The 21,167-nt window shown below is 68.9% G+C and carries 18 protein-coding genes; 6 read left to right on the top strand and 12 right to left on the bottom strand.

Annotated elements, in window-relative coordinates; genetic code table 11:
• Positions 1-32: 32 nt before the first annotated feature.
• From LDO27_RS04925 to LDO27_RS04915, 3 genes are all read right to left on the bottom strand, one after another.
• A complete protein-coding gene (locus LDO27_RS04925; protein ID WP_224040055.1) occupies positions 33-1,214 on the bottom strand; it encodes an NnrS family protein in 1,182 nt (393 codons plus the stop codon).
• Positions 1,215-1,419: 205 nt separating this feature from the next.
• The gene (locus tag LDO27_RS04920) at positions 1,420-2,619 is read right to left on the bottom strand and encodes a M20 aminoacylase family protein (protein WP_224040053.1); all 1,200 of its coding nucleotides are present in this window, start codon (positions 2,617-2,619) and stop codon (positions 1,420-1,422) included.
• A 3-nt stretch (positions 2,620-2,622) separates the two neighbouring features.
• Positions 2,623-3,609 (bottom strand): Bug family tripartite tricarboxylate transporter substrate binding protein, encoded by a 987-nt coding sequence (locus tag LDO27_RS04915; protein ID WP_224040052.1) that lies wholly within the window; start codon positions 3,607-3,609, stop codon positions 2,623-2,625.
• 104 nt (positions 3,610-3,713) lie between these two features.
• On the opposite strand from LDO27_RS04915, the gene LDO27_RS04910 reads away from it, so the two are divergent.
• Positions 3,714-4,616, top strand: a complete 903-nt coding sequence (locus LDO27_RS04910; RefSeq protein WP_222205082.1) for a LysR substrate-binding domain-containing protein — start codon at positions 3,714-3,716, stop codon at positions 4,614-4,616.
• Between the two features lie 4 nt (positions 4,617-4,620).
• On the opposite strand, the gene LDO27_RS04905 is transcribed toward LDO27_RS04910, so the two are convergent.
• The 5 genes from LDO27_RS04905 to LDO27_RS04885 form a co-directional block, all read right to left on the bottom strand.
• A complete protein-coding gene (locus LDO27_RS04905) occupies positions 4,621-5,934 on the bottom strand; it encodes an NAD(P)/FAD-dependent oxidoreductase (RefSeq protein WP_224040050.1) in 1,314 nt (437 codons plus the stop codon).
• 99 nt (positions 5,935-6,033) lie between these two features.
• Positions 6,034-7,233: a tricarballylate utilization 4Fe-4S protein TcuB gene (tcuB, locus tag LDO27_RS04900; protein WP_224040048.1), complete on the bottom strand. Its 1,200-nt coding sequence runs from the start codon at positions 7,231-7,233 to the stop codon at positions 6,034-6,036.
• Entirely contained in the window at positions 7,226-8,644 is a 1,419-nt protein-coding gene (gene tcuA, locus LDO27_RS04895) for an FAD-dependent tricarballylate dehydrogenase TcuA (RefSeq protein ID WP_224040046.1), read from the bottom strand. The genes tcuB and tcuA overlap by 8 nt, the downstream gene beginning before the upstream one ends.
• Before the next feature lie 75 nt (positions 8,645-8,719).
• Positions 8,720-9,667, bottom strand: a complete 948-nt coding sequence (locus tag LDO27_RS04890; RefSeq protein ID WP_224040044.1) for a LysR family transcriptional regulator — start codon at positions 9,665-9,667, stop codon at positions 8,720-8,722.
• Between the two features lie 161 nt (positions 9,668-9,828).
• Complete coding sequence (locus LDO27_RS04885; protein ID WP_224040042.1) at positions 9,829-10,137, bottom strand: DUF1272 domain-containing protein; 309 nt, start codon at positions 10,135-10,137, stop codon at positions 9,829-9,831.
• 170 nt (positions 10,138-10,307) lie between these two features.
• Between LDO27_RS04885 and LDO27_RS04880 the strand changes: the two genes are divergently transcribed.
• Complete coding sequence (locus LDO27_RS04880) at positions 10,308-10,673, top strand: RcnB family protein (protein WP_224040040.1); 366 nt, start codon at positions 10,308-10,310, stop codon at positions 10,671-10,673.
• Between the two features lie 50 nt (positions 10,674-10,723).
• Here LDO27_RS04880 and argH read toward each other — a convergent pair whose 3' ends face one another.
• Complete coding sequence (gene argH, locus LDO27_RS04875) at positions 10,724-12,244, bottom strand: argininosuccinate lyase (RefSeq protein ID WP_224040038.1); 1,521 nt, start codon at positions 12,242-12,244, stop codon at positions 10,724-10,726.
• 143 nt (positions 12,245-12,387) lie between these two features.
• Between argH and LDO27_RS04870 the strand changes: the two genes are divergently transcribed.
• Positions 12,388-13,263 (top strand): LysR family transcriptional regulator, encoded by an 876-nt coding sequence (locus LDO27_RS04870; RefSeq protein ID WP_224040036.1) that lies wholly within the window; start codon positions 12,388-12,390, stop codon positions 13,261-13,263.
• A gap of 18 nt (positions 13,264-13,281) precedes the next feature.
• On the opposite strand, the gene ggt is transcribed toward LDO27_RS04870, so the two are convergent.
• Together ggt and LDO27_RS04860 are read right to left on the bottom strand one after the other, a co-directional pair.
• Positions 13,282-14,907, bottom strand: a complete 1,626-nt coding sequence (gene ggt / locus LDO27_RS04865; protein ID WP_224040034.1) for a gamma-glutamyltransferase — start codon at positions 14,905-14,907, stop codon at positions 13,282-13,284.
• Between the two features lie 60 nt (positions 14,908-14,967).
• Positions 14,968-15,948, bottom strand: a complete 981-nt coding sequence (locus LDO27_RS04860) for a Bug family tripartite tricarboxylate transporter substrate binding protein (RefSeq protein WP_224040033.1) — start codon at positions 15,946-15,948, stop codon at positions 14,968-14,970.
• Positions 15,949-16,069: 121 nt separating this feature from the next.
• Here LDO27_RS04860 and LDO27_RS04855 point away from each other — a divergent pair, with 121 nt between their 5' ends.
• Positions 16,070-17,026 (top strand): LysR family transcriptional regulator, encoded by a 957-nt coding sequence (locus tag LDO27_RS04855; protein ID WP_224040031.1) that lies wholly within the window; start codon positions 16,070-16,072, stop codon positions 17,024-17,026.
• A gap of 13 nt (positions 17,027-17,039) precedes the next feature.
• On the opposite strand, the gene LDO27_RS04850 is transcribed toward LDO27_RS04855, so the two are convergent.
• On the bottom strand, positions 17,040-18,008 hold the full coding sequence (locus LDO27_RS04850; protein WP_222205246.1) for a LysR family transcriptional regulator: 969 nt from the start codon (positions 18,006-18,008) through the stop codon (positions 17,040-17,042).
• A gap of 244 nt (positions 18,009-18,252) precedes the next feature.
• Between LDO27_RS04850 and LDO27_RS04845 the strand changes: the two genes are divergently transcribed.
• Positions 18,253-19,584: an MFS transporter gene (locus LDO27_RS04845; protein WP_224040029.1), complete on the top strand. Its 1,332-nt coding sequence runs from the start codon at positions 18,253-18,255 to the stop codon at positions 19,582-19,584.
• A 60-nt stretch (positions 19,585-19,644) separates the two neighbouring features.
• On the top strand, positions 19,645-21,144 hold the full coding sequence (locus LDO27_RS04840) for a M81 family metallopeptidase (RefSeq protein WP_224040028.1): 1,500 nt from the start codon (positions 19,645-19,647) through the stop codon (positions 21,142-21,144).
• Positions 21,145-21,167: the final 23 nt, after the last annotated feature.

The following is a 21,167-nucleotide window of genomic DNA, read 5'->3' as shown; positions in this document are numbered from 1 at the left end:
ACGGGCCCGACCGCCGGGCCGTCGGCGCTATGTCAGCCGTCGCGCCCGTCCAGCCGCGGCGTCAGCAGCCAGGGCCCATACGACAAGGCGAACAGCAGGAAGGCCGCGGCGAAGGCCAGCGCGGCCATCGCCATGCCCGGCAGAAACCATGCCGCGGGAAGCATCGGCACCACGACTCGCAACGCCGCCGCCAGAAGGATCAGGCGATAGGACCAGGCGTCCACGCGCGAAGCCTGCAGCGTGCGGCCCGTGTGGCCGCGCGCGCTGCGCGTCATCATTGCCAGCATCAGGCCGGCGCTGGCGCCAACGGCGAGTGCGTGCAGCGGGGGCGAGTCGGATTGTCCGCGCCCCAGCGCGATGGCCAGCAAGCCCAGGCCGACGGGTAACCATGCGTAGGCCAGGTGCAGGATCCACAGGATGGGTCGTCCCCGCGTGGCCCAGGGCCGCCAGCTTGCCAGCCGCCATGCATGCAGCACGGCGGCGGCAGCGAGTACCGGCGTGGCGAACAGCGGCGGCGCACCGGCGAGCCACAGCGTCAGACCCATCGCGGTTGCTGCCATGACCAGCCGCTCGCGCCATGGCGGCACCGCGGTGTCCAGGCCGGGCACGGCATTGCGGGTGAAGAGCGGAATGACGCGGCCGGCAATCACGGTTTCGAGCAGCACGAGCAGCGCCAGCCCGGCGTGCAGCGCGCCGCGTGGCGACAGGGCCGGCACCGCGCCGAGTCCAAGATGGAAACAGAGGTTGGCAAGCGCCAGCAGCCCCAGGATGGCGGCGACGCCCAGGTTGCGGTAATTGCGCGAGCGGATCAGCAGCCGGGCGAACGTCACCGATGCGATTGGCAGGAACGCGAGGTCCAGCAGCGCGAACAGTGGATAAGGGCCGGTCACCGCGGCGACGCGCGCGGCCAGCCACAGCGCAGCCAACATCGCCAGCGGCAGCCCGCGCGGCGTCTGCAGCCCGGTCCATGTCTTGCCCGCGGTGAACAGGAAGCCCACGATCACCGCGGCGAACATGCCGAACAGCATCTCGTGGCCATGCCACAGCACCGGCGGCAGTGCAGAGGCAGGCTGCGTCCTGCCGGTGAAGACGAGCAGCCACAGGGGCATCAGCGCGACGGCGCAAGCCGCGGCGAGCAGGTAGAAGGGCCGGAAGCCGAGGCGTAGCGGTGGCCAGTCGGCAAGGGAAGTGGCAAGGTGGCTGCGCTCGGACATCATGGCTCCGTTCGCCGGGCCGCCTGTCATGGAATCGGTCCGGCCTCAAAGATGCGTTAGTAATGCATCTTATCAGCGGGATGTCCGTCCTCGCAACGCGTGTATCGGATGGGCGACTCCGCTCAGGCGGTGGAGGTGTCCGTGCTGCGCCGGGACGCACGTGCCGTCCGGCACCCGTGGCGCCCACACTATCGGCGCGAGCGGCTTACCGCAGAAACCGTTCAGCCAGCCGGCACCAGAGCGCAGCCCCAATGGCCAGATTGCCGTCGTGGAAGTCGTAGCCAGGATTGTGCAAGCCGCGGCCGTTGCTGGCCGGGCCATTGCCAATGCGGATCAGCGCCCCGGAGCAGACCTGCAGCATGTAAGCGAAGTCCTCGCTGCCCATGAGCTGCGGATAGTCGCGCGCCACGCGCTCTTCGCCGACCAGTTCGGCGGCAACCTGCGCCGCGAACGCGGTGGCTTCCGGCTCGTTGACCACGGTCGGATATCCCTCCACATAGTCGATCTGGGCGGTGGCGCCGTACGCCTTGGCGGTGGCATCGATGACGGTGCAGATGCGCTCCTTCAGCAGGGCACGCACCGCGGGACTGAAGGAGCGGACGCTGATGCCGATCTCGGCCTCGGCGGGAATCACGTTCAGCGCGTCGCCGGCACGCAGGCGGCCCACCGTCACCACGGCCGGGTCATTGGGATCGACGTTGCGCGAGACGATGGTCTGCAACGCCATCACCACGGCGGACGCCGCAACCAGCGGATCGACAGTCTGGTGCGGCCGCGCGGCGTGACCGCCCACGCCTTTGATCTTGACGAACACGCGGTCGCCCGCGGCCATGAAGGGTCCGGAGCGCACCATGAAATGGCCCTGCGGCTCGCCCGGGTGATTGTGCATGGCGAAGACCATGTCGCACGGGAAGCGGTCGAACAGACCCGCGTCCACCATCGCCTTGCCGCCGCTGTCGAAGCCGCGCTCTTCGGCCGGCTGGAAGATCAGGTGCAAGGTGCCGGAGAACCGGCGCGTGCGCGCCAGCCAGAGCGCCGCGCCCAGGAGCATGGCGGAGTGGCCGTCGTGTCCGCAGGCATGCATCACGCCGGCATTGGCGCTGGCATAGGCCAGGCCGGTCGCCTCCTGGATCGGCAGCGCGTCCATGTCGGCTCGCAGGCCCAGGCGCCGGGGCCCGGAGCCGGCCTGCAGCGTCGCCACCAGCCCGGTCCCGGCGATGCCGGTGGTCACTGCATAGCCCCACTCGCGCAGCTTGCCGGCGATATACCCAGCGGTGCCGTGCTCCTTGAACGCGAGTTCCGGGTGCTGGTGCAGATGATGGCGGATGGCGGCCAGTTCGGCCTGCAGCGGCAGCAGGTCGGCCACTTCGGTATAGGACTGGGAAGATGCCTCGGAAGCCGTCATGCCTTACTCGACCGTGATGTTGTTCGCCTTGGCGACGCGCTGGTAAAAGCGGATGCGCTCGGCGATCTCGGCACGGTAGGCGGCCGGCGTGACGTTTTCCGGCACCATCATGCCGCGTTCGACCCAGGCGGCGCGGGTCGCAGGGTCGTCCAGGATCTGGCGCGTGGCGACATAGAGTTGCTGGATGATCGGCGCCGGCGTGTTCGCCGGCGCGGCAAGTCCGGTCCAGGACGTCAGGTTCAGGTCGGGCAGCTTCAGTTCGGCGAAGGTGGGCACGCCCGGCAGTTGGGGCACGTGCGAGGGGGAGGCCACCGCCAGCGCGCGCAGCTTGCCGTTGCGGATATTGGCGAGGTTGGAGGACAGGTTGTTCCAGGCCAGTTGCACGTTGCCGGCAATCAGGTCGGTCAGTGCCACGCCCGCGCCGCGGTAGGGCACGTGGACCATCGGAATATTGGCCTGGTTCTTCAGCAGCTCCATGCTCAGGTGCGATACCGATCCCGTGCCCGCGCTGGCGTAGTTCAGCTTGCCGGGATTGGCGCGTGCGTATTTGACAAGATCGTCGAAGGTCTGGATCGGCAGATTGGCGCTGACCAGCAGCACGTTGGCGAGCCGGTCGATCAGCGTGATCGGCGCGAAGTCCTTGATCGCGTCGTACGGCAGCTTCGGGTTGACCGCGGGGTTGACCACATGCGTGCTTTGCGAGGTGACGATCAGCGTGTAGCCATCCGGCGCGGCCTTGGCGACGAAGCTCGACCCGATGGCGCCGCCGGCGCCGCCGCGGTTTTCCACCACCACGGGCTGGCCGAGCAACCGGCTCAGGCGATCCGCGATCAGCCGGCCGGAATTGTCGACCGAGCCACCAGGGGAGAAGGGCACCACCAGTGTGATCGGCTTGGCGGGGTACTTCGACTGCCCGATGGCGGGGAAGGCGAGCATGCCCAGTCCGCCTGCGGCGGCGGTGCGGAGGAATTTGCGGCGATCGTGGGTCATCTTTGGAGGCAGCAGAGTTGGCTTGGGACCAAGTCTCTGCGAGCCCCGCGCACCCGGCAAGCGACAAAATCGTCAGGGGTGATGACTTGATATAATCGCCCCCCATGAAACTGCGCTCGCCCTCCCTGGTGGAATTGCACGCCTTCCTCGCGGTCTACCGGCTGGGCAGCTTCCGCCAGGCTGCGGAAGTGTTATGTGTGACGCAAGCCGCGGTGAGCCGTGCGGTACAACGGCTGGAGCAGCATCTGGGCGATTGCCGCCTGTTCGACCGCTCGCCTTTCGGCGTTACCCCGACCGCGCAGGGACAGCAGCTATATGGTCTGACCGAGCGGCACGTGATGGCGCTCGAAGCCGCGGCGACCGCCTTTGCTCGTCCGGCCGCCTCCCCGCGCCTGCGGCTCAGCGTGATTCCGACGCTCGGCACGCAATGGCTCATGCCGCGGCTGCCACGCTTTCATGCCATCCACCCCGGCATCGACATCGAGCTGCGCCAGTTTCGTCACGACGAGGATTTCACACGAACCGACGTGGATGTGTGGATCGACGTCAAACGGCCGCGGCGCCGCTGGCCGAGCCGGCTCAATGCGGAATATCTGCTGGGACGCGATGTCGTGCCGGTATGCGCGCCCGCGCTGCTGCCGCGGCTGCGGACGCCGGCCGATATGCCGCGCGCCGTGCTGCTGCACCATACGAACTTTCCGGAGAACTGGGCACGCTGGTTCAATGCGGCCGGTATCGGCGGCGTGCCGCGGCTCGGTCCGGGCTTCGATCTGAGCATCAACCTCATCGTCGCGGCCAAGGCGGGAATGGGCGTCGCTATCGTGCAGCCCTGCCTGGTCGAGCGCGAGTTGCAGGACGCCGAACTCGTCATGCCCTTCGACCTGCCGGTGTCCACGGGCCGCGGGTATTTCATCTGCAACGACGCCACTGCGCCCTTGTCGACGGAGCAACAGGCCTTCGTCTCCTGGGTCAAGGCCGAGGCGCTGGGCCAGCCGGTCGCAGGCTGACGACTCAGACCGCGGTGACGTCGCCGGCCGTGGCGGCGTGTCCGGCAACAGCGCCGAAGCGCCGCAGGCCAAAGGGCGCCGGGTCGATAAAGGGTTGACGGCCGCGCACCAGATCGGCGATCAGGCGCCCCGTGCCGGGCGCCTCGGTAATGCCCAGATGCCCGTGACCGAAGGCGAGATAGACATTGCGATGGCGGTCGGAGCGGTCGATGACCGGTAGCCCGTCGGGCGTGGAGGGCCGATGCCCCATCCAGCTGCTGTCGCTCTCGTACGATAGCCCGGGGAACAGTCGCCGGCCATGCTCGGCCAGCACCGCGGCACGCCGGAAGTCGGGCGCCGCATCGAGTCCGCCGATCTCCACGGTCCCCGCAATGCGCAGGCCGTGCTCCATCGGCGTGGCGATGAACTTGTTCTCGCAGTCCATGATGGGCCGGCCCGGCGCCACGGTCGGCCGGGTCAGCATGGCGTGATAGCCGCGCTCGGTCTCCAGCGGAATCCGCACATCGGTAAGCGATCCGGCGAGCCGCGTGGAAAACGCGCCCGCGCAGATCACCAGCGTCGCCACCGGATACGAGCCGCAATCGGTATAGACGGTGCGCGGACCGTGTTCGCCCATCTCGAAGCCCAGCACCGTGCGGCGCAGCAGGGTGCCGCCGGCAGCGACGAAGTTGGCCGCCAGCGTCTTGGCGAGGCGTTCGGGATTGCAGGTGAAGCCGTTCTCGGGCAGCAGCAGGCCGGTGCGAACGTCCTTGGTCAGCGAGGGCTCCAGGTCCTGGATTTCGCCCGCGCCGAGCCACTGCGATTCGATGCCGAGCGCATCGCGCATCGACTGCGCCAGCAGGTCGCCGTCGCCGAGCGCGGCGCTGCGCCACACGTACAGATGGCCGGGGGTGCGGATCAGATCGTCGTACTGGTCCGCATCGAGCATCGAGCGATAGCCCGGATAGGTGCCGGAGTGCAAGGCATGCAGTGCGTGCGATGTCGTGCGGGCCTGCTCGCGCGTGCCCGCGCGGATCCAGCGCACGAGCCAGGGCAGAGCACGCGGCAGGTAGGACCATCGCACGGTCAGCGGCCCCATCGGATCGACGAGCCAGGACGGCACCTTGCCTAGCATCCCCGGCATTGCCATCGGCACGACCGACGCGGTGCTGATGCAGCCGGCATTGCCGAACGAGCAGCCCTCGCCGGGCCCCGCGCGCTCCATCACCGTGACCCGATGGCCGTCGCGCTGCAATTGCAGCGCGCAGGACAGGCCGACGATGCCGCCGCCGATCACGGTGACCGGCGCAGTGGTGGAAGGCGTGGCGGGGAGCGTCATGAGGGGGAGGGGAGAAGAAAAAACGGCCAGCGCATTGTACAGCGCCGGCCGTGCGGGCTTTCCCCGCGTGCACCGCGTGCGCCGCGTGTGGCGCCGGTCTCAGTCCGAACCGAGCTTGAGGTTGTTGGCCTGCCGCTTCTCGATCGCCGACTTCAGCAGCGCCGCCGAGCGGTAGATGCCGTGCGCGAACTTGCCATAGGGCAGCGTGGCGAACAGCGCCATCACCACGCCCAGATGGATGGCCAGCAGCGCCGGCATGACCGCCGCATCGCGCCAGGCGAGCAGCACGAGGCCGGTGGCGCTGGTCAGCAGCAGCAGCGCGATGAAGCCGCGGTCCATCGGCCGCTGGGCGACGTCGCCGTGGGCCGGATCGCGGCGCAGGTTCAGCCACAGCAGTCCCGCCGGCCCGATCAACAGCCCGATGCCGCCCGCCGTGCCCAGCAGCACGGGCAGGCTCGTCAGCGGATAAGGCGCCTGCCATCCCAGCAGATAGTGATAGCCGGTGGCCACCACGGTGGAGGCGAAGCACAGCATGAAGCCGTAGAACGTGAAGTGGTGGAAGCGGCGGCGCGCCAGGGTGAATTTGTCGTCCGCCTCGTTGCAGCCGTCGCCATGGCCGCCGTCGAGATAGGTCAGCGCCAGCACGTTCTTCGTCGCTTCCGCCACCGCCGGCACGCTGGCCGTGCCCGCGGCCACCGCCTTCCAGAAGCGGCGCACGCCGACGCCGAGCGAGAGCACGGCGAAGCCGAATACCGCGCCAAACACGCCGGCCAGCAGGTTGTGCGGGAAGATCGCGTAGAAGTTGCCGGCAAGGCCGCTGCGCAGCAGCGAACCGTTCATCGCCACGGCGAGCAGCAGGAACAGCGCGAGGCCGATGGCCAGCGCCACGGCGACGGTCAGCCCGTTGTTGCGATAGAGCCGGCCGAAGCCGCTCGGCCATGCATATTCGGTATAGGTCTCCATGCGGACCTTGGCCATGGCCTTCGGCACATTGACCGCGAATTCGTGCGGCGGCGCGTACTGGCACGCGTGATAGCAGGCGCCGCAGTTGTGGCACAGGTTCGCCAGGTAGTTGACGTCGGCCTTGCCGAATTCCAGCCGGCGCGTCATGGCGGGGAAGACCGCGCAGAAGCCTTCGCAATAGCGGCAGGCATTGCAGATCTGCATTTGCCGCGCAACTTCGCTTTCGTTGGCCGTCAGCGGCAGCACGCGGATGGTGGCGGACCGGCCCGAGGGCGCGGCGTCCGGCGTGGCGGCAAGGTCGCGCGCCTCGCGGGTCAGGGCTTCGAGCTTATGCATGGACCGCCTCCCTTGCTGCACCGGCGCGCTCGGCGGTCGCCGCCCGCGCCGCCTCTGTGCCGGCGATACGCCCGAAGGCGGTGCCGATCGACATGCCGACCCCGGCTGTGTATCCCTTGCCGAGCACGTTGCCAGCCATCATTTCTCCCGCCACGAACAGGTTCCTGCTTGGCTTGCCGCCAAAATGCACCTGGGCCTTGTCGTTGACCTTGAGCCCCAGGTAAGTGAAGGTGATGCCGGGCCGCAGCGCGTAGCCATAGAACGGCGCCGTATCGATGGGCCGCGCCCAGTGCGTCTTGGCCGGCGTCAGGCCCTCGGTATGGCAATCGTCCAGCGCCGTATGGTCGAAGGTGCCGACGCGGCAGGCGCGGTTGTAGTCCTCGATGGTCCGCACGAACTTGTCTTCCGGCAGGCCGAGCTTGCGCGCCAATTCGTCGAGCGTGTCGGCCTTCTCGCCGGGGAACACCGGTGGCATGAAGCGGCCGATGGCCTTGGCATCGATGATGGAATAGCCGATCTGGCCGCGTTGCTGGGCCACCAGCCGGCCCCAGATCGCGTAGCGCTTGGGCCAGAAGTCCTCGCCCTCGTCGTAGAAGCGTTCGGCGTCGCTGTTCAGCACCACGCCCAGCGATACGCAGTCGATACGGGTGCAAATGCCGCCGTCGTACAGCGGCGCGCGCGCGTCGATGGCGACGCAGTGCGATTGCGACGGGTCGCCGATGGCATCGGCACCGGCCTCGATCATGTACTTGAGCAGCACGCCGCGATTGAAGCGCGTGCCGCGGATCAGGAAATTGTCCGCCGGCCATTCGCCGCGCTCGTTCTGGCCCCAGGCCTCGCGCAGCCATTCGAGATTCGATTCGAAGCCGCCGGCGGCCAGCACGCAGGCTTTCGCCTCGAAGCGCTGCTCGCCGCTGCGCGCGGCGACGAAGCGATCGCCGTCCAGTTCGATCGCATCCACCGGGGTGTCGTAGCGCACCTGCACGCCCATCGCTTCCGCGCTGCGGTAGTACGCGTTGACCAGTGCCTTGCCGCCGCCCATGAAAAAGGCGTTGGTGCGGGCCACGTGCAGCGCGCCGGACAGCGGCGGCTGGAAGCGCACGCCGTGCTTGCGCATCCACGGACGGCAAGTCGACGAGGCGCGGATCACCAGGCGCGCGAGTGCCTCGTTGGTGAGGCCGCCGGTCACCTTGAGCAGGTCCTGCCAGTATTCCTCTTCGGGATAGGCGTCGACCAGCACATCCTGCGGGGCGTCGTGCATGCAGCGCAGGTTGCGCGTGTGCTGCGAATTGCCGCCGCGCCATTCGCGCGGGGCCGATTCGAGAACCAGCACCGAAGCGCCCGCCTCGCGCGCCATCAGCGCGGCGCACAGGGCCGCATTGCCCCCGCCAATTACCAGTACGTCGACCATCCGAATCCTCCTTGCCGGGCGCCACTATAGGCGCGAGCCGGTGCGGCGCGCCATCGCCGGACAGAGGAGGGGGGTTCAGGTTTCGTGAACAGGGGCAGGCGGCTGGTGCAGGGTCGCGCCCGGCCAGCGCCCCTGGCTGACCAGCGTGCGGGCGACGTCGGTCAGTACCACGCGGGCGGCAAGGGCGGCGGGGGACAGCTCGTCGTCGGACAGGCTGACCAGCAGGTTCGGGCGCACGGCGCGCGGGTCGGCCACCGCCACGCTCTCGAAGTGCGCCGCGTCCGTGCGCGCGAGCGCGGCGCCGGGCTGGATGGTGGCGCCGAGCCCGCCCTGCACCGCATCCATCAGGATGGCCAGGCCGTCGACCTCGGCCACGATGCGCGGCTGCGTGCCCTCGTTCTGGAAGCACGTCGCGAGCAGCGCGCGCAGGCCGTGGCCGCCGCTGGGCATCACCAGCGGCAGCGCGGCCAGGGCCGCGAGGCTGGTGCTCTCGCCGCGCGGCATGCCCGCCATGCCGCGCGCGCCGATCACGAACAGCCGCTCCTGCAGCAGGGGCAGCACGCTCCAGCGCTGCGCGGGCTCGTTATTGAAGAGGATGGCCAGGTCGATCTCGCGTCCGCTCAGCATTGAGGCCAGGTAGCCGGAGAGGCTTTCGACCATGCGCAGCCGCACGTCCGGATAGCGCTCGCGCATGGCCTGCATGAAGGGCAGGCCCAGCACGCTCGCGGTGCTGGGCGGCAGGCCCACGCTCACGTGCCCGGACAGCCTGGCATGGCGGGCCGCCTCGGCCGCATTGTCGATATGGCGCAGCGCGAGCTGGGCCTGGCGCCAGAAGGCGAGGCCAGCATCGGTGGGCACCACGCCGCTGGAGGTCCGCTGCAACAAGCGGGTCGACAGTTCGCTCTCGAGCCGGCTGATCTGCTGACTGAGCGCCGACGTGACCAGACCCAGTTCCAGTGCCGCCTTGCCCATGCTGCCGTGTTGCACCACGGCGACGAAATACCGCAATTGCCGCAGTTCCATCTGTTCGCTTCCCCCCGGGTTTACCCCTGACGCACTGCGGGCCCTTTGCGGGGCCGCCCGTGCGTTCAAAGGCAGCATGGTAGCCAAAATGCGCCGGCTTACCGATTTCCGGCCATTTCGGATACAGAGCGCCCTCCATGCGCGAGCGCCGCGGCCTGTTGCTACCGCTGTTCCGGCGGGATGCCAGCCAGCCGGGCCACCAGCGCCGCGTGCGCGTCCGGGTCCACCGGCCGGTACTTGGCGACCGTGCTGGCCGGATGCCGGGCCAGGCTGTTGCCTCCCTTCCAGTCCCTGGCCGGCCGCACCGGGCGGGGCGCGAAGCCGCCTCCGCAGTTGGGGCACACGTTGCCCAGCACCTCGTCCACGCAGCGCGCGCAGAAGGTGCATTCGTAGCTGCAGATCCGCGCGTCGGTGGACGCGGGCGGCAGCGCCCTGTTGCAGTGCTCGCAGCTCGGCCTGAGTTCCAGCATTGTCATTCTCCTTGGATGGCTGTCGTTCGCGGTGCGTGGGCCGCCATATTACGGCGCACGGAAGGACCGGCAAAGCCCTCGCGCCGCACGGTGCCGCGCATGTCGCCGGGTGGCGGGGGCGGGGCCATGCTAAGGTCGGCACGTCTGCCAGACCCATGGAGGCAAATGCGATGCATGGCAACAAGATGGTGAAGACGCTGATCGCCGCATCGGCGCTGGTCGCACCCCTCGCGCTGCACGCGCCGGCAGCGCTGGGCCAGCCCGGCAAGGGCGGCCCGCCGGGACATGCCGACCACGCCGGTGCCCAGGGCAAGGCGCAGGGCCGCGGCCCCGGCGGCTATGGCCCCCCCGGGCAACTGCGCAAGGGCGACCGCGTGCAGGGCGACTACCGCGATCGCGAGTACGTGATCGACGACTGGCGCAGCTACGGCCTGCCGCCACCGCGCCGCGGCCATCACTGGGTCGGCATCGGCGGCGAATACTATCTGGTGGCTACCCCGACCGGGGTGGTGGTGCAGGTGGGCAGCGGCCGCTGAGAAGCCGCTGCCGTGGCGCCACCGCGGTCAACGTTGACCGGGCGGGCGCCTCAGCCGCGACCTCCATCGCCATTGCCCGCCAGGGTCGCGATATCGCGCTTGAGCCCCTCGCGCGCCAGCTCCACGCGCCGGCGGAGCATGGCGGTGGCCTCGCCGTCGGCGCGCCACGCGGCCTGCTGCCTGGCCACGCTTTCCAGCACGAGCACCGGAGCGGGACCGCCCGCGGCCATGCGGGCGGCGACGCCTGCGCGCGGATCGAGGCAACGGCGTACCGCTTCCTCGCTCAGCCCCATCGGCCGCCCGACCTGCTCCAGCGCGGCGGCGTCGAGCATCGCGCTGGTGATCTCGTCGGCGGGCAGGCTCGCGTCCAGCGCCTGCCGTACCACTGCGCCGACGATGTGATGCGCCTCGCGGAACGATACATCGGCCTCGCGCACGAGCGCATCGGCGAGATCGGTGGCCGCGGAGAAATCGCGCCGCGCGCGCCGCAGCATGTTGTCGCGCTGCGGCGTGGCTGACTCGATCACCAGCCGCAGCAGGCGCGCGCAGCGCAGGCATTCGTCGGTGGCTTCCCAGAAGCCGCGCATGCTCTCGCGGTTGCCGTCGCCGGTGTGCGTGAAGTGCGAAGTCTTGACGGTGGCAAGCGCCGCGGTCAGCAGGCCGATCAGATGCGCGCCCTTTCCTTTCAGGTATTCGAGCACGACCGGGTTCTTTTTCTGCGGCATGATGCTCGAAGTCCCGGCCACGCTGTCCGGGAAGTCGATCAGGCCGAACTCCGGCGTCGCCCACACGAACAGGTCCTGCGCGACGCGGCTCCAGGTCACGGCCGCGATCGCGAGCACCGACAGCATCTCCCAGGCGAAATCGCGGGACGCGACGGCATCCAGCGAGTTCGGCACGCTGGCCTCGAAGCCCAGCCACCGTGCCGTGGCCTCGCGGTCGATCGGGAATGCCGTGCCGGCGAGCGCGCCGGCGCCGAGCGGGCAGGCGTCCAGGCCGGCCAGCGCGTGCCGCAGCCGGCCGATATCGCGGCCCACCGCGTCCGCCACGCCCGCGAGGTAATAGCCGTAGGTGATCGGCTGCGCGGCCTGCAGGTGCGTGTAGCCGGGCATGACCGCATCCGCATGCTGCGCGGCGCGCTCGAGCGCGACGCTGCGCACGGCGGACAGCGCATCGAGCAGCGCGAGCCCCGCGTCGCGGGCCCGCAGGCGGTCGTGCGTGGCGAGGATATCGTTGCGGCTGCGCGCCACGTGCAGGCGTCCGCCCGCGTCAGGCCCCGCCACCTCCATCAGCCGCGCCTCGTAGTTGAAGTAGGCATCCTCGCGCGCAGGGTCCAGCGGCACGGCCTCGGGGCCCTGCGCCTCGATCTCGCACAGCGCCCGCGCGATCCGTGCGGCGATGGGCCGGGGAATCAGCCCGGCGCCGTGCAGCATCAGCAGATGCGCCTGGTTGATGTCTGTGAGATAGCGGAAACCGCTGCCGAACTCGCGCTGCAGGCGCGGCAGGTAGATGTGCTCGCAGACCTCCGGCGCGGTGGTTTGCTTCAGGCGACGGCTGACCTTCGATTCCATATTGGGCTCCACCTTGGCTTGCGAAATTCGCGTGAGTCGTGGCGCCAGTATGGAAATCGCCTGTCATATCGTCAAATCAGCAGTTTCCATGTTCCCATACGCTTCTGATATACCATCGGCGGCATGTCGAAGCGGAGCACCCAATGAACTTCAAGCAGATCGAGACCTTCCGCGCCGTGATGCTCACGCGCTCGATGACCGCGGCGGCAACGCAGCTGCACACCTCGCAACCCAACATCAGCCGGGTGATCGCGCAACTGGAAAGGGAGAGCGGCTTTCGCCTGTTCGAACGCATGGCCGGCAGGCTGATGCCCACCGCCGAGGCGGAGGTGCTGTTCCGGGACGTGGAGCGGGCTTTCGTCGGCCTCGACAGCGTGCGGGATTCGGCGCGGGCCATCCGCCAGTTCGGCGCTGGCACGCTGCGCGTGGGCGCGGTGCCCGCGATTGCGATGAGCGTGATGTCGCCCGCGATCCTGGAGTTCCGCAAGCGCTATCCGGACGTGCCCATCGCCGTTCATACCAGCGATTCCCCGACCGTGGCGAAATGGACCGCCACGCGTTTCTGCGATATCGGGCTGGTGTCCTACGTGGCCGACACGCCGGGAGTGAGCGCGGGCCTGCTGCGCAACGAGAACGGCGTATGCATCGTACCGGCGCAGCACCGGCTGGCGAAGAAGCGCCGCATCGTGGCGCGGGACCTGGATGGCGAGGCGTTCATCTCGCTGACGCACGGCGACGGCACGCGCGCGCTGATCGATGCCGCGTTCGTGCCGGATGGCCGCAGGCTGACGCTGGAGACGCCCTACGCGGCCACCATCTGCACGATGGTCGGCATGGGGCTGGGGGTAAGCGTGGTCAACCCGATGGTGAGCCGCAGCCTGCGGCTGGCCGGCGTCAAGGCCATTCCCTTCGAGCCGGCCATTCCCTTCCAGAGCTACGTGCTGCGCGCGCAGCAGCATGCGGCGCCGGCGATGGCCGCCGCATTTCTCGACTGCCTGCAACGCGTCGCCGGGCGCTGACGCCCGGCGCTGCGCGCGTCAGCCCGGCAGCGCGACTTCCAGCGCGACGCCGTCGCGCCCCGGGTCCGCGCCGCCTTCGAGCCGCCCGTCGACCATCCGCACCGCATGCACCCAGCCGATGGTGTAGTTGTAGGGGTTGCGGATGACCTGGTAGCCCGCTTGCTCCAGCTCCCGCGTGACATAGCGCGGAATCCGGTTGCACACGTCGATGGCGTTGCTGGTGGACGAGAAGCGCGGCGCCGACACGGCAGGCTGCATCGGCATGTCGAAGTCCACCACATTGAGAATGCTCTGCAGCACGCCCATGGCGATCTGCGTGCCGCCCGGCGCGCCGGTCACGATCTCGGGTTTGTCCTCCTTGAACACGATGCTGGGGCAGGAGGACGTGAAACGGCTCTTGCCGGGCGCGATGCTGCCGGCGCGGCCGGGGCGCGGATCGAAGACGCCCATGCAGCCGTTGTACAGGAAGCCCAGGCCAGGCGTGATGACGCCGGAAGGCATGGCGAGCGAGTGGGTCAGCGCAACGCAGTTGCCGTCGCCGTCGACCACGGACAGGTGCGTGGTGTCCCTGGGCACCGCATAGCCCGGATTGACCCGGGGGATCTCGATCCGCTCGCCCGCCCGGATGCGTCGCGCGGCGTCGAGCGCGTGCGCCTTGGACAGCAGGCGCTCCAGCGGCACGTCGACGAACGCCGGGTCGCCGATATGGCGGTCCTTGTCCAGCGTGGCCTGCTTCATCGCCTCGCAGACGATGCGGATGTACTCCGGCGTGTTGTGGCCCAACGCCCGCAGGTCGAAGTCCTCGAGGATATTGAGCATCTCGATCAGCATCGCGCCACCGCCGGGCGGCTGGTTCGACGAGATGCGGCGGTCGCGATAGGTGCCGAACAGCGGGGCGGTCGTCTTCACCCGGTAGGCGGCCAGGTCGTCGCGGGCGAGCAGGGCGCCGTGGGCCTCCATGTCGGCGATGATGCGTTCGGCGATCTCGCCGGTGTAGAAGGCATCGGCACCATCGCGCGCGATGACCGCCAGCGTGTCCGCGTAGTCGGTATTGCGCAGAGGCGCGCCCACCGGCAGCGGCGAGCCGTCGGGCCGGCAATACAGCCGCCGGCCGCATTCGCTGTAGGCCAGCCGCTCGCGGTTGCTCGCGCGGCCGAGGGTTGCTTCGTCGATCCAGAACGCATACATGCCGGGACGCACGAAGAAGCCGTCGCGCGCCCACTGGATCGCGGGCTGCACCACCTCGCTCCACGGCAGCCGGCCGTGGGCCCGGTGCAGCGCCTCCAAGCCGCGCAGCGTGCCCGGTGTGGCGATCGACTGGTAGCCGATATCGTTGAGCCGGTCCTTGATGAAGAAGCCGAAGCCGTCGCGCGCCTCGCCTTCCAGCAGGTGTTCCCACATATCGGGTTTGCACCGCGCCGGCGCGGTGGCGTGGAAATCGATGTACTCGTGGGTGCCGGTGCCCGGCATGTAGACCGCCGCCGTGCCGAACCCGGCGATGCCGCACATCAGCGGATCGACCACCGTCTGCGCCAGCGCGCACGCCACGGCCGCGTCCGCGGCATTGCCGCCGGCGCGCAGCACTTCGATACCCGATTCCGCCGCCTCCGGCTGGGGGCACGAGACCATTCCACTACGATTCATGACATTCCTCTGGGATTGCGATGCCGTGTCGCCTGCGATGCGGCGCGGCCCAACGCCGACTTACTTCGCGCTCAGGTCCAGGTCGCCGACCGCGCTCTGCCATTTCGCGGTATCGCGCACGGTCAGCTCCATCAGCTTGCCGGACGGGCCCGGCATCGGCATGACCTGCATCGCCTTGAGCTTGGCGACGACCGCCTCGTCGGCGAGAAATTTCTGGCTGGCGGCATGCAGCGTCTTGATGGCGGCGGGCGGGGTGCCGGCCCTGGCCGCGATGCCGCTCCAGCCGATGTCCTCGAATCCCTTCAGGCCCGCTTCCGCGGCCGTCGGCACGTCGGGCATTTCGGGCGCGCGGCTGGAGGCGAAGAGCACCAGCGGCACGACCTTCCTCGCCTTGATCTGCGGCAGCGCGGTGCTGAGCACCGGGGCCATGACCTGCGTGTCGCCGGACACCGTGGACACCAGCCCGTCGGGCTCGCCCCGGTAGGGCACGTGCGCCAGGCGGATGCCCAGCTGCTTCTGCAGCAGCTCGACCACGAGATGCGTGGAATTGCCGTTACCCGACGACGAGTAGTTGATCGTGTCGGGCTTGGCCTTGGCGGCCTCCGTCAGCTCCTTCAGCGTGCGGAAGCCGGTCTGGGGATTGGCGACCAGCACGAAAGGCACGGTGGCGAGCATCGAGACCGGCACGAAGTCGCTCTCCGGCTTGTACGGCAGCGGCTTGTAGGTGAATTTGTTGAGCACCATCTGCGAGACGCCCGCCAGGAACAGCGTGCAGCCATCGGCAGGCTGGCTCAGCACGTACTTGGCGGCGATGATGCCGCCGGCGCCGGCGCGGTTCTCCACCAGCACGGTGGTGCCGATTTCCCTGGCGACGCGCTCCGCCCACATGCGGGCCAGCGTGTCGGTGCTGCCGCCCGCCTGCTGGGACACGACGAGGCGGATCGGACGGCCCGAGCCCGGCTCGCAGGCCCAGCTCGGTGCGGCTACGCCGAACGCAATGGCGAGGGAAACGGCGATCTTGTGGTTGGCAGGTTTTCTCATAGTTGATGGCAGTCAGTATGTCCGTCGAAACACAGCGTATTGCGTTGCCGCCCGGCATTATTGGCACTGCCTGCCCCGTCCACCTAGTGAATTGTTCCGATGCATGTATTAGCATTTGCTCATGGAACCATCCTTCGACAGCATTGCGTGGGCGCGGCGGCTGCGCGTGCGCCACCTCGAGTCCTTTCTGATCCTCATCGATGCCGGCACGCTCTCGGCCGCCGCCAAGCGGCTGCACATGACGCAGTCCGCCGTGTCGCACTGGCTCAGCGAGATGGAAGAACTGGCGGGCGTAAGGCTTGCCGTGCGCGGGCGGCGCGTGCAGCTGACGCCCGCCGGCGAGGCGGTCCGGCGGCTGGCGGTACGCGTGCTCGGCGAGATCTCGCGGGCGCACGACGAACTGGGCTCCATCGCGCGCGGCGCGGTGGCGCGCCTGCATGTCGGCAGCGTGGTCGCGGGCGTTGCCCATCTGATTCCGCGCGCCATCGTGGCCTTTCAGGCGGCGAACGCCAACGTGTCGATCCAGGTGACCGAGGGCGCGTTCAACACCCTGCTGGACCGGCTGGAGAAACGCGAGTTCGACCTGATCGTGGGCTCCATCGACACCCGCGCGTTCGGGGCGCACCTGGCGCACGAGGTCCTGTTCGAGGACGGAATGGCGGTGGTGGTCGGCACGCATCACGCACTGGCCCATGCGCGCTCTGTGCAATGGGCCGAACTGTTCCCGTTCCCCTGGGTGATGCCGCAGCGCGAGACCCTGATGCGCACGCGGCTCGATACGGTGCTGCTGGAACACGGTGGCGCGGGACTGCGGCCGCGGGTGGAGACAGGCTCGGTGGTGACGCTGGAGGCGGTGCTCCGGGACACCGACTACGTTGGCGTGTGCTCCGAGGCCATGGCGCTGCACATGCAGTCGCTCGGCCTGCTGCATGTGGTGCCAGTGGCCGAGAAGGAATCGTTCGGGCCGGTGGGGGCGGTTTGGCGCAAGGGGGGCGACGACGAAGTGCTGCATGCGTTCGTCGATGCCTTGCGGCTCCAGGCGGGACCTATGCAGAGCCCCGCCCGAATCCACGCGTAGCGGGCACGCCTTGCTACTTGCGCCGCGTTCTGCGTGCGCCATCCCCACTCAACACGCTCATCGCCCGCAGATGGTCGAGCAGGCGGCTGACAGCGGCCGAATGGGGGCGGTTCGACCGCACGATCAGTTGCGCGTCGGCGCCTTGCAGGATGGTGTTGTCTGTTTGAAGCGCGACCAGCTGGCCGGCGGCGATCTCGCGGGAGACGGCGAGTGCCGGCATGAAGGTCAGGCCCAGGCCGGCGGCTGCATAGTGCTTCAGCGCGGCGATGGAATTGGTGGTCAGGCCCGGCGCGAAGCGGACGCGTTCGGCGAATTCGACCATCTGGATAAGGTGCCGCAGTCCGTGCCCGGGCGTCATCAGCCCGACGCGATGCGCGAGGATATCGCGCACGTTCAGTGCGCCTCGGCGCCGCGTCAGCGGATGGTCGGGGCGCACGATGACGCAGACGGGCTGCGAGCGGCTGGCGAGCACGCGGATGGCCGGGTGCGTGGGCGGTGCGTAGGCCAACCCGACATGGGCGTGGTCTTCGGCGACGTGGCGCACGACTTCGTTAACGTTCATCAGCTCCAGCGTCACCTCGATGCCAGGATGGTTCTGGCCGAACTCGTGCAGCACGGCGTTGATCAGCTCGTCGATGAATCCTTCCCCCGCGACCATGCGTATCTGCCCGCGCTGAAGGCCGTTCAGTTCCTCCAGCCTGGCGAGGAGCGTCTCTTCGCCCGCCAGCCGTTCCCTGTAATAGTCCAGCACCAGATGCGCGCCCTCCGTGGCCGTCACGCCGCGGCCGCGCCGCTCCAGCAAGGTGATGCCCAATTCGAGTTCGAACTGGCGAATCTGGCGGCTGATCACGGACGGTTCGACGTCGAGCCGGTCCGCCGCCGCGCGGATGGAGCCGGCGTTGACGGCCGCGACGAAATACTGGAGCCGCCGCTCGCTCAGACCTGAGGGAAAGGCGGGTGTGCGGTGCGGATCGACTGGCATTGGGGGGCGTCGGGAATCGGGCGAGGTGGTGGGCAAAGGAGAGGGGGCCGCGCGACAGCGTTGACCAAAAGGCAACGGAATCGTACTGCCATGGCTCTTGTTCCGCAATGCCGTGCACCCGCAGAATCGACCGCGGTGCCGGTGCGGCTGACTGGCGCCGCATCGCAGGCGACTGCCATCGTCTGCGATCGCCTCGCGCCACCCCGCGTTCCCCAACCTGCTCGTGTCAAGCGTGGAGACAACGATGACCCAGACTTCTTCGTGGACCGAAGCCGCGCCCCCGGCCGACCGCCTGGCCGATATTCCCGCCGCCACGCAGGCCGACCTGGCAGCGACCTATCGCAAGGTCAGCCTGCGCCTGCTTCCCTTCCTGCTGCTGTGCTACGTCTTCGCCTATCTGGACCGGGTCAACATCGGCTTTGCCAAGCTGCAGATGCAGCAGGACATCGGCATCAGCGACGCCGTCTACGGTCTGGGCGCCGGCATCTTTTTCCTGGGCTACGTCATGTTCGAGGTGCCCAGCAATCTGCTGCTGGCCCGCATCGGCGCGCGCAAGACCATCAGCCGCATCATGGTGCTGTGGGGCGCGACCTCGGCGTGCATGCTGTTCGTGACCGATGCCACCAGCTTCTACGTGCTGCGCTTCCTGCTCGGCGTATTCGAGGCGGGCTTTGCACCGGGCATGATTTTCTATCTGACGTACTGGTACTCCGGCGCGCGCATGGCCCGCGTGATGGCGGTGGTGATGCTCGCCGGGCCCATCGGCGGCATGCTCGGCGGGCCGGTGTCGACCTGGATCATGACGGCGTTCGCCGGGGCCCACGGCCTCGCAGGCTGGCAATGGATGTTCCTGATCGAAGGGCTGCCATGCGTGCTGATCGGCATCGTTGCTTTCCGCTATCTCGACGACCGGCCCCAGGACGCGAAGTGGCTGGACGACCGCGAGCGGGCGCTGCTGGCCGCCGATATCGGCCAGCATCAGGCCGGGGGCCATCACGACTTCCGCATGGTCCTGCGCGACGTGCGGGTGTACCTGCTGGCGCTGGGCTACTTTTGCCTGATCAGCGGCATCTACGCGGTCAGCTTCTGGCTGCCGACGATACTGAAGGCGGCCGGCGTGGCCGACACGATGGAGATCGGCCTGTATTCCGCCTTGCCCTATGTCGCCGCGGCCATGTTCATGGTGGTGTTCGCGCGCAGTTCCGACCGCTGGCAGGAGCGCCGTTGGCATTGCGCGCTGCTCGCCTTCGCCGGCGCGGCCGCGCTGGCGGTGGCGACGATGACCGCGTCCCACCTCGCGCTCGCGCTGACGAGCATCACGATTGCGACGGCCTGCATGTGGGCCTCGTACACGGTGTTCTGGGCGATTCCTTCGAGCTATCTGCGCGGCCCCGCAGCCGCGGGCGGCATTGCGCTCATCAACAGCATCGGGCTGCTGGGCGGCTTCCTGAGCCCCACCCTGATCGGTGCGGTCAAGGGCCTGACCGGCTCGCTGAACGGCGGCCTCTATGCAATGGTGGCGCTGCTGGTCGTGGGCGGTCTGGCCATCGTGCTGAACCGGCTGCCGCGTGCCTGACGCACTTCTTCCCCACTTCGGCGCGGCACGTCCGCCGCGCCCCTCAGCTGCCACCGTCCCATGCGTATCCTGATCGCCGGTTTCCAGCACGAAACCAATACCTTTGCACCTTCGCGGGCCACCTATGACCACTTCGTCCGCGGGGAGATGTTCCCGGCCATGGCGCGGGGCGCCGATGTGCTCGCTCTGCGGGACGTCAATATCGCCATCGGCGGCTTCGTGCGAGCCATGGAAGGGCAGGGAGCCACGCTGCTTCCGGTGATCTGGGCGGGCGCGACGCCGTCGGCGCACGTCGACGACGACGCCTTCGAGCGGATCGCCGGCGAGATCGAGGCCGCGGCGCGCGCGCAGACGGTGGATGCCATTTACCTGGACCTGCATGGTGCGATGGTCACCGTCAGCCATGACGATGGAGAGGGAGAATTGCTGGCGCGCCTGCGCGCGGCGGTCGGCTCGCGTGTGCCCATCGTCGCCAGCCTCGATCTGCATGCGAACGTCACGCAGCGCATGCTCGATGCGGCCGACGGCCTGGTGGCATATCGCACCTACCCGCATGTCGATATGGCGGAGACCGGCGAGCGCGCCGCGGCCTTGCTGCGCAGGTTGATGCAGCACGGCAGGCTGGCGAAGTCCAGCCGCCGGCTGCCGTTCCTGATTCCCATCAACGGGCAATGCACGTTCCTCGAACCGGCGCGGGGCATCTATGCGAGCCTGGCAGCCCTGGAGACGGGGCCGGTCGCATCGGTATCGTTCACGCCCGGCTTCCCTGCGGCCGACTTCGAGGAATGCGGCGGCGTCGTGTGGGCCTACGGCACCACCGCCGAGGCCGCGCGCGAGACCGTGGACCGCCTGTACGCCGACGTGGCGGGCCGCGAGTCCGAATGGGCCGTGCCCTTCCTGTCGCCCGACGACGCAGTGCGCGAGGCCCAACGTATTGCCGGCGATGCCGCGCGCCCCGTGGTCATCGCCGACACGCAGGACAATCCCGGCGCCGGTGGCAATTCCGATACCACCGGCATGCTGCGGGCGCTGATCCGGTGCGGCGCCGAAGGCGCGGCGCTCGGATTGATGTTCGACCCGGAGGCCGCGCGCGCCGCGCATGCGGCGGGCGTGGGCCGCGAGATCACCATCGGGCTGGGCGGCCATTCCGGCGTCGAGGGCGACGCGCCGCTGCACGCCACCTACCGGGTCGAGCAACTGTCGGACGGGCGCTGCCGCTTCGATGGCCCGATGATGACCGGCATGCAGGCCGATCTTGGTCCCTCGGCCCGGCTCTCGCTGCACGGCGTGCAGATCGCCGTCAGCTCGGCCAAGGTACAGATGCTGGATCGCAACCTGTATCGTGCGGTCGGCATCGAGCCGGAGCGCATGCGGATACTGGTCAACAAAAGTTCGGTGCATTTCCGCGCCGACTTCCAGCCCATCGCCGAGGCGGTGCTGGTGGCCAAGGCGCCCGGTCCGATGCTGGCCGATCCCGCGGACCTGCCCTGGAGCCGGCTGGCGCGTGGAATACGGCTGCGGCCCCTGGGCCCGGTGTTCGGCGAAGGCCGGGGAAGCTGAAGCCACTACGGACATACTGCCCG

The sequence above is a fragment of the Cupriavidus respiraculi genome, assembly GCF_914271545.1.
Lineage (GTDB): Bacteria > Pseudomonadota > Gammaproteobacteria > Burkholderiales > Burkholderiaceae > Cupriavidus > Cupriavidus respiraculi.
Note: the sequence above shows the minus strand (reverse complement) of the source record. Positions and strands in the feature narration are given on the sequence as shown.

Excerpts from the sequence above, each read along its gene's own strand:
- LDO27_RS04925 (WP_224040055.1), bottom strand. The coding sequence starts at position 1,214 with ATGTCCGAGCGCAGCCACCTTGCCACTTCCCTTGCCGACTGGCCACCG.
- LDO27_RS04920 (WP_224040053.1), bottom strand. The coding sequence starts at position 2,619 with ATGACGGCTTCCGAGGCATCTTCCCAGTCCTATACCGAAGTGGCCGAC.
- LDO27_RS04915 (WP_224040052.1), bottom strand. The coding sequence starts at position 3,609 with ATGACCCACGATCGCCGCAAATTCCTCCGCACCGCCGCCGCAGGCGGA.
- LDO27_RS04910 (WP_222205082.1), top strand. The coding sequence starts at position 3,714 with ATGAAACTGCGCTCGCCCTCCCTGGTGGAATTGCACGCCTTCCTCGCG.
- LDO27_RS04905 (WP_224040050.1), bottom strand. The coding sequence starts at position 5,934 with ATGACGCTCCCCGCCACGCCTTCCACCACTGCGCCGGTCACCGTGATC.
- tcuB (WP_224040048.1), bottom strand. The coding sequence starts at position 7,233 with ATGCATAAGCTCGAAGCCCTGACCCGCGAGGCGCGCGACCTTGCCGCC.
- tcuA (WP_224040046.1), bottom strand. The coding sequence starts at position 8,644 with ATGGTCGACGTACTGGTAATTGGCGGGGGCAATGCGGCCCTGTGCGCC.
- LDO27_RS04890 (WP_224040044.1), bottom strand. The coding sequence starts at position 9,667 with ATGGAACTGCGGCAATTGCGGTATTTCGTCGCCGTGGTGCAACACGGC.
- LDO27_RS04885 (WP_224040042.1), bottom strand. The coding sequence starts at position 10,137 with ATGCTGGAACTCAGGCCGAGCTGCGAGCACTGCAACAGGGCGCTGCCG.
- LDO27_RS04880 (WP_224040040.1), top strand. The coding sequence starts at position 10,308 with ATGCATGGCAACAAGATGGTGAAGACGCTGATCGCCGCATCGGCGCTG.
- argH (WP_224040038.1), bottom strand. The coding sequence starts at position 12,244 with ATGGAATCGAAGGTCAGCCGTCGCCTGAAGCAAACCACCGCGCCGGAG.
- LDO27_RS04870 (WP_224040036.1), top strand. The coding sequence starts at position 12,388 with ATGAACTTCAAGCAGATCGAGACCTTCCGCGCCGTGATGCTCACGCGC.
- ggt (WP_224040034.1), bottom strand. The coding sequence starts at position 14,907 with ATGAATCGTAGTGGAATGGTCTCGTGCCCCCAGCCGGAGGCGGCGGAA.
- LDO27_RS04860 (WP_224040033.1), bottom strand. The coding sequence starts at position 15,948 with ATGAGAAAACCTGCCAACCACAAGATCGCCGTTTCCCTCGCCATTGCG.
- LDO27_RS04855 (WP_224040031.1), top strand. The coding sequence starts at position 16,070 with ATGGAACCATCCTTCGACAGCATTGCGTGGGCGCGGCGGCTGCGCGTG.
- LDO27_RS04850 (WP_222205246.1), bottom strand. The coding sequence starts at position 18,008 with ATGCCAGTCGATCCGCACCGCACACCCGCCTTTCCCTCAGGTCTGAGC.
- LDO27_RS04845 (WP_224040029.1), top strand. The coding sequence starts at position 18,253 with ATGACCCAGACTTCTTCGTGGACCGAAGCCGCGCCCCCGGCCGACCGC.
- LDO27_RS04840 (WP_224040028.1), top strand. The coding sequence starts at position 19,645 with ATGCGTATCCTGATCGCCGGTTTCCAGCACGAAACCAATACCTTTGCA.